Raw genomic sequence first — 6425 nt, forward strand, 5'->3', positions numbered from 1 at the left:
GATCGGACAACGACACATCGACATGCGCGGAACGCAGGTCGCGCGACACCGGGCATCCCCACCCGGCTCGCTGGCGTGAGCCAGCAAGCCCCCGACTCTAGATCATTTGTGCGATCCGCAAAACACGCGCCCGGCACGAAACGGTACCCCGAAAACGAAACGAGCCGGAGTGTTAGCTCCGGCTCGCAAGGGAAACGCCTGTCGGCCCGCTCGGCCGAACGGATTACACGTCCGAACGGTTTCGCGACTGCACGGCGGGTCCGCCGATCGGCGTCTCTCCCCGCGGCTTCGCACCGCCCGATCCCGAGCCCGAACCCGGCTTGGAATCGTTCGTCCAGTCCTTCGGCGGGCTGACTTCGCGACCGGACATGATCTCTTCGATCTGACCGGCGTCGATCGTTTCGTATTGCAGCAGCGCTTCTGCCATCACGTGCAGTTTGTCCACGTTGTCGGCCAGCAGTTTCGTGCTGCGCGCATATGCATGATCGAGAATGCCGCGCACCTCTTCGTCGATGCGCCGTGCGGTGTCGTCCGACACGTTCTTGTGCTGGGTGACGGAGCGGCCGAGGAACACTTCGTCTTCTTCCTCGCCGTACGCAATCGGGCCAAGCTTGTCCGACAGGCCCCACTTGGTGACCATGTTCCGCGCCATCTTGGTCGCGCGTTCGATGTCGTTGGATGCGCCGGTCGTCACGCCGGCCGCGCCGAAGATCAGCTCCTCGGCCACGCGCCCGCCGTACAGCGAGCACAGGCGGCTTTCGATGTTTTCCTTGTTGTAGCTGTAGCGGTCGTTCTCGGGCAGGTACATCGTGACGCCGAGTGCCCGACCGCGGGGAATGATCGTCACCTTGTAGACCGGGTCGTGATCCGGCACCAGGCGGCCGATGATCGCGTGACCGGCCTCGTGATACGCGGTGAGCTTCTTTTCCTCGTCGCTCATCAGCATCGAGCGGCGCTCCGCGCCCATCATGATCTTGTCCTTGGCCTTCTCGAAATGGATCATCCGCACTTCGCGACAGTTTTCGCGCGCGGCAAACAGCGCCGCCTCGTTGACGAGGTTGGCGAGATCCGCACCGGAGAATCCAGGCGTGCCACGTGCGATCGTCATCGGCTCGACGTCATTGGACATCGGCACCTTGCGCATGTGGACCTTGAGGATCTGTTCGCGCCCGCGCACGTCCGGCAACGGCACCGTCACTTGGCGGTCGAAGCGGCCTGGACGCAGCAACGCAGGATCGAGCACGTCGGGACGGTTGGTCGCCGCGATCACGATCACGCCTTCACTGCCCTCGAAGCCGTCCATCTCGACCAACAGCTGGTTCAGCGTCTGCTCGCGCTCGTCGTGTCCGCCACCGAGCCCGGCACCACGGTGGCGACCGACCGCATCGATTTCGTCGATGAAGATGATGCACGGAGCGTGCTTCTTCGCCTGCTCGAACATGTCGCGCACGCGCGCCGCACCCACGCCGACGAACATCTCGACGAAGTCGGAACCGGAAATCGAGAAGAACGGCACCTTCGCCTCGCCTGCGATCGCTTTCGCGAGCAGGGTCTTGCCGGTACCCGGCGAACCGACCATCAGCACGCCACGCGGAATCTTGCCGCCGAGCTTGGTGAACTTGGACGGATCGCGCAGGAACTCGACCAGCTCCGACACTTCGTCCTTTGCCTCGTCGCAACCCGCGACATCGGCAAACGTGATCTTGATCTGGTCCTCGCCCTGCAGCTTTGCGCGCGAACGGCCGAACGACATCGCACCGCGTCCGCCGGCACCGGCCTGCATCTGGCGCATGAAGTAGATCAGCAGGCCAATGAAGAACAGGATCGGCAGCGCCGAGATGATCTCGCGCCATATCGAGCTGTCCTGCGGAACCTGATGGACTTCGACGTTTGCCTTGGTGAGGATGTCGCTCAACTTCTCGTTGCTGCCAAGCGGCACGACCGTGACGACGGTATTGCCGTCTTTCAGCTTCGCCGTTGCCTTGGTCGGAAATTCCGCGCTCAGGGTGACCGCGGAAACGCTGCCGTTGCCGATCTGGGTCGCGAAATCGGAATACGCGACATCCGATTGCGCAGCCGTGCGCGGATTGAACGTCTGGAAGACGGTCAACAGCACGACCGCGATGACGGCCCACAGCAGCAGGTTCTTGACCATGTCATTCATTATGCGAATTCCTCGCCGGAGCCCGGGACGTTGCAGTGACTGTGTACAAAATGTACGTACGCATTTGGGGTATCCACGGATGCGAACTTCTCACGAAACACCGTGGTGGAACATGAATCGGTCACGCTGTTTCCTTCAGGAACGTTTTCCGGTGGCCAGCGCGTAGACCTCCGGGCTGCGTGCCCGCGAGGCTTTCGGCTTACGGATGCTGACGCGCTCGTACCGCACGCGCAAGCGCCGCACCAGATCGTCGAAACCCTCACCCTGGAACACTTTGGTCAGAAAAGCGCCGCCGCGTCGCAGGTGCGTCGCGGCGAATTCTTCGGCCAGCTCGACCAGATGCATCGAACGGGGCTGATCCACGACGGTCATGCCACTCAGATTGGGTGCCATGTCGGAAAGAACAAGATCAACCTCGACACCGCCGAGTGCGTCCTGCAACTGCGCCAGCACAGCTTCCTCGCGGAAATCGCCAAGGATGAATTCCACACCGCCGATGCCCTGCATCGGAAGGATGTCCAGCGCAATCACCCGCCCCTGTTCACCAAGCCGCTCGCGTGCAACTTGCGACCAGCTGCCAGGCGCGGCCCCGAGATCGACCACGACCATTCCGGGTTTGAGCAGACGATCGCGTTCGAGCAGTTCCTCGAGCTTGAACACCGCGCGCGAGCGCCAACCCTCGGCGTGAGCGCGCTTCACGTACGGATCGCTGAAGTGTTCTTTCAGCCAACGGGTGCTGGATTTGCTGCGCGCCATCTCGCCCATGCCTCGAAACGCGATGTCGCGCCGGTTCGGTGGATATTGCGCCGCATGATAACCTGTCGGGCCTGCGTGGCCTTGCGCCACCCGACCCCATTCGGCCTCACTTCATGCCCACACCACGAAACCCGCGCCGCCCGGGCGGCTTGCGTCCCTCCGCATCGGCCGGCACCGGAGAGCGTCCAGCTCGCCCACGCGCCGGGGCCAAGCCGCGTACTGGCAAGCCGAGACCCTTGCCCGGCAGCGAGCACCGCAAGCCACGTGTCACCGGCGGTCGTCCGTCCGCCACGTTTGACCGCAAGCCGCGGCCGTCGACGACGCGCGCCGCAAAGCCGGAGCGCGTGGTGGAGCGCCCGCGCGCCAAGGTTGAGGTGGCAAAGCCGGCACCGCGCGAACTGGGGCCGTTGACCAATTCCCAGAAGCGTTACCTGCGTGGACTCGCCCACGACCTCAAGCCGGTGATCCTGGTGGGCCAGAAAGGGGTGACAGAGTCGCTGCTGGCCGAACTGGACGCCGCGCTGTCGTTCCACGAACTCATCAAGGTGAAGCTCGCCGAGGACGATCGCGAGGCCCGCAAGTCATCGATCGAGCAGATCCGCGCAAGTTCCTCGTCCGAAATCATCCAGACGATCGGCAAGGTCGCCTGTTTCTACCGCCGTAATCCGGATCGCGCGCAGTTCAGCCTGCCACGGTAGTTCGACGATGCAGCTGAGCCACGACCTGCCCCAAGGTTATTTGTACTTCCGCTCCTGTGCCACGGATGCGGTCACCATCGTCGATCGCGTGCTGACGACGAGCTTCCTTCTCGCTCCGGATCGTCTGGTGGAGGATTGGCCTGTCGTCCGTGCAGCACAGTTCGATCTTGCCGCCATCGACGCGATCGTCGCGCTCGACCCCGAGGTCGTTCTCCTCGGCACGGGCACGCGTCAGGTGTTCCCTCCGCGCGAGACCCAGGCCGCCCTCCTGAAGCGGCGCATCGGTGTCGAAGTGATGCACAACGCCGCTGCGTGCCGAACCTACAACCTGCTCGCCGGCGAAGGACGTCGCGTGATTGCCGCGGTGATGCTGGGTGGCGATTGACGGTCGCGCGTGGGAGACCGAAAGATTGAGACACGAAGGACGCGAAGGAAAAGCAACTGGATCCAGGGCTGTCTCGGTTCGGCCGTTGCCGATCTGCCTCACACGTGAGGCAGACCGCTTTTCTTGAATCCTCGCTGTTTCTTCGAGTTCTGCGCAGTTCAACCCCAAGCACAGAGCACCGCGGACCTCACTCAGCCTGACTTCTGGTGTGCCGCCTTGCGCAGTCGGCGCAACGCGTCCTCCTGGATCTGCCGCGCGCGCTCGCGCGAGATGCCGAGGTCGCGCCCGATGTCGGCGAGCGACTGCAACGGCGTGCCGTCAAGACCGAAACGCCGCTGCAGCACCAGGCGCTGACGGTCGTTGAGTGAGCCGATCAGTTCCGCCAGGCGCTCCCCGCTGATGGGCGCCGTGCTGTCGACCGACGCCACGTCGTCGCCTTCCTGAAGGGTGCCGATCAACGCACGCTCGCCGACATCCACCGCATCGAGCGAGCCGATGCGCTCGCTCACGCGGAACAATTCGGCCACGTCCTGCACCGCTTTGCCGACCGCTGCAGCGATCTGGTCGAGGCTCGGTGGCGAGCCCATTCCTGCGGCAAGCTCGCGCTCGGCCCGCAACACCTGCGCGAGTTCGCGCAGCACGTGCACCGGAAGCCGCACCGTGCGCCCCTGCTTCATCACTGCAGACTGCACTGCCTCGCGGATCCACCACACGGCATGGGTGGAGAATCGAAGGCGACGCTCCGGATCGAATTTCTCGACTGCGCGGATCAGCCCGAGATTTCCTTCCGCAATCAGGTCGAGCAGAGCAACACCGCGGCCGACGTACGGGCGCGCAACGCTGACGACCAGGCGGAGGTTGGATTCGATCATGCGCCGGCGTGCTTCAGCGTCGCCCCGTTGCACGCGTTCGGCCAGCGCCCACTCGTCACGCGCCTGCAGCAGTGGAATCAGGCCGATTTCACCGAGATATGCGCTGGTCGACGTCCGCGCTTCCTCGTCCTGCGGCTCAGCCGCCTCGACAAGGTCGAGCAGTTCTTCGGGCGGGGACGGCGAATCGTCGGCAGTCGGAAGGTTCACGCGCGGAGCTTAGCGCCGTCAGCGTCGCGGCAGGTAGTCGACCGGGTTGGCCGGCTTGCCGTTCTTGCGGATCTCGAAATGCAGCGAATCGCGGCTGGCGCTGCTCGACCCCATCTCGGCAATCGTCTGTCCGGCATTTACGCGATCGCCTTCCGTCACCAACCGCTTGCGGTTGTGGCCATATGCGGAGAGAAAATTCGGATTGTGCTTGACGATGATCAGCTCGCCGTACCCGATCAGACCGTTGCCGCTGTACACGACCGTCCCGTCCCCCGCAGCGCGGACTGGATCACCCGCCTTGCCGGCAATGTCCATGCCCTGTTTGGTCGGATCGCCGCTGACGTAGCCACCGACCACCTGCCCGTCGGCAGGCCAGCGCCACGACACGTCGCCGGCGGCGACGGGCGGCGCGGGTATCGGCGGCGCAGCGATGGGTGCAACCGGAGGTACAACGGCTGGCTTCGTCACGCTGATACTTCCCGCAACGACGGCGGTCGACGCCTGACTCGACGGCGTCGAAGCCGAAGCCACTTGGGGCGGAGTGCTTGAAACCGGCTCGAACGGTTCCGGCTTGGGCATCTGAGTTGCCGGAGACCTGGCGGTCGCAGGCGACGACGCGGACGGGCGCGAAGGTCCCGGCGTCGACGCGACGGTACGCGTCGAAGGCGACGTCATGCGCAGTTCCCGCCCGACGTAGATCGTGTACGGGGCACCAATTCCGTTCCAGGTCGCCAGGTCGCGGAAGTCGACACCATGGCGAAAGGCGATGCTGTACAGCGTGTCACCCCGCTCGACGCGATAGGTTCCGCCGGCAGCACCGCTCGACGGGCGGGCGGGCGGTGTCTCGCTCGACGCTCGATGCCGCGGACCGTCGATGCTTCGATCCTCGACCGGCGCGGGACCCGTCGACGCGCACGCGGCCAACGCTGTCGCCAGAATCGGTCCGAGTGCGCGAACAAGTCGAAAACACCGTTTCATCACAATATCTTACCGAACAAACTTGAAGTACACGACGAGCAAGACGAGCAGCGCGATAATGGCCCAGCCCACCCACTCGATCCACCGATGAAGCGCTTCCTCGGCGCGCTTGCCACCGAGACGGATCAGACCTGCGAGGAGGAAGACGCGCTTGCCACGACCGAACAACATGCCGGCGACAAAGGGCAGCAGCGGCATGCCGACAATTCCCGACGCCCACGTGAAGATCTTCAACGGCACCGGCACGAAGCCCGCGACGACCAGCATCCAGAAGGCCTTCCATGGGTGTGCGGCGACGTCGCCGCGCAGCTGCGCCACCAGTTCGTCGATGCGTGGCAGCCAGCCGATCTCGGCCAGCAGCGGAC

6 protein-coding genes and 1 pseudogene are annotated in these 6425 nt (G+C 64.4%); 2 read left to right on the plus strand and 5 right to left on the minus strand.

Going from position 1 to position 6425, the window contains the following annotated elements; genetic code table 11:
* Positions 1-223: 223 nt before the first annotated feature.
* Complete coding sequence (ftsH, locus tag ABIV12_RS05260) at positions 224-2164, minus strand: ATP-dependent zinc metalloprotease FtsH (RefSeq protein WP_348056967.1); 1941 nt, start codon at positions 2162-2164, stop codon at positions 224-226.
* Positions 2165-2299: 135 nt separating this feature from the next.
* A complete protein-coding gene (gene rlmE / locus ABIV12_RS05265) occupies positions 2300-2920 on the minus strand; it encodes a 23S rRNA (uridine(2552)-2'-O)-methyltransferase RlmE (protein ID WP_348056981.1) in 621 nt (206 codons plus the stop codon).
* A 113-nt stretch (positions 2921-3033) separates the two neighbouring features.
* Here rlmE and yhbY point away from each other — a divergent pair, with 113 nt between their 5' ends.
* Both yhbY and ABIV12_RS05275 read left to right on the plus strand, forming a co-directional pair.
* Complete coding sequence (gene yhbY / locus ABIV12_RS05270) at positions 3034-3618, plus strand: ribosome assembly RNA-binding protein YhbY (protein WP_348056969.1); 585 nt, start codon at positions 3034-3036, stop codon at positions 3616-3618.
* A gap of 7 nt (positions 3619-3625) precedes the next feature.
* Complete coding sequence (locus ABIV12_RS05275) at positions 3626-4003, plus strand: Mth938-like domain-containing protein (RefSeq protein WP_348056973.1); 378 nt, start codon at positions 3626-3628, stop codon at positions 4001-4003.
* Positions 4004-4194: 191 nt separating this feature from the next.
* Here ABIV12_RS05275 and ABIV12_RS05280 read toward each other — a convergent pair whose 3' ends face one another.
* The 3 genes and pseudogenes from ABIV12_RS05280 to ABIV12_RS05290 all read right to left on the minus strand — a co-directional run.
* Positions 4195-5082, minus strand: coding sequence for a sigma-70 family RNA polymerase sigma factor (locus tag ABIV12_RS05280; RefSeq protein ID WP_348056975.1), 888 nt, complete (start codon positions 5080-5082; stop codon positions 4195-4197).
* Between the two features lie 18 nt (positions 5083-5100).
* The gene (locus tag ABIV12_RS05285; protein ID WP_348056977.1) at positions 5101-6060 is read right to left on the minus strand and encodes a peptidoglycan DD-metalloendopeptidase family protein; all 960 of its coding nucleotides are present in this window, start codon (positions 6058-6060) and stop codon (positions 5101-5103) included.
* A gap of 9 nt (positions 6061-6069) precedes the next feature.
* Positions 6070-6425, minus strand: a pseudogene (locus tag ABIV12_RS05290) (DedA family protein); the annotation flags it as partial.

The organism is Dokdonella sp., assembly GCF_039926425.1.
Classification (GTDB): domain Bacteria; phylum Pseudomonadota; class Gammaproteobacteria; order Xanthomonadales; family Rhodanobacteraceae; genus Dokdonella_A.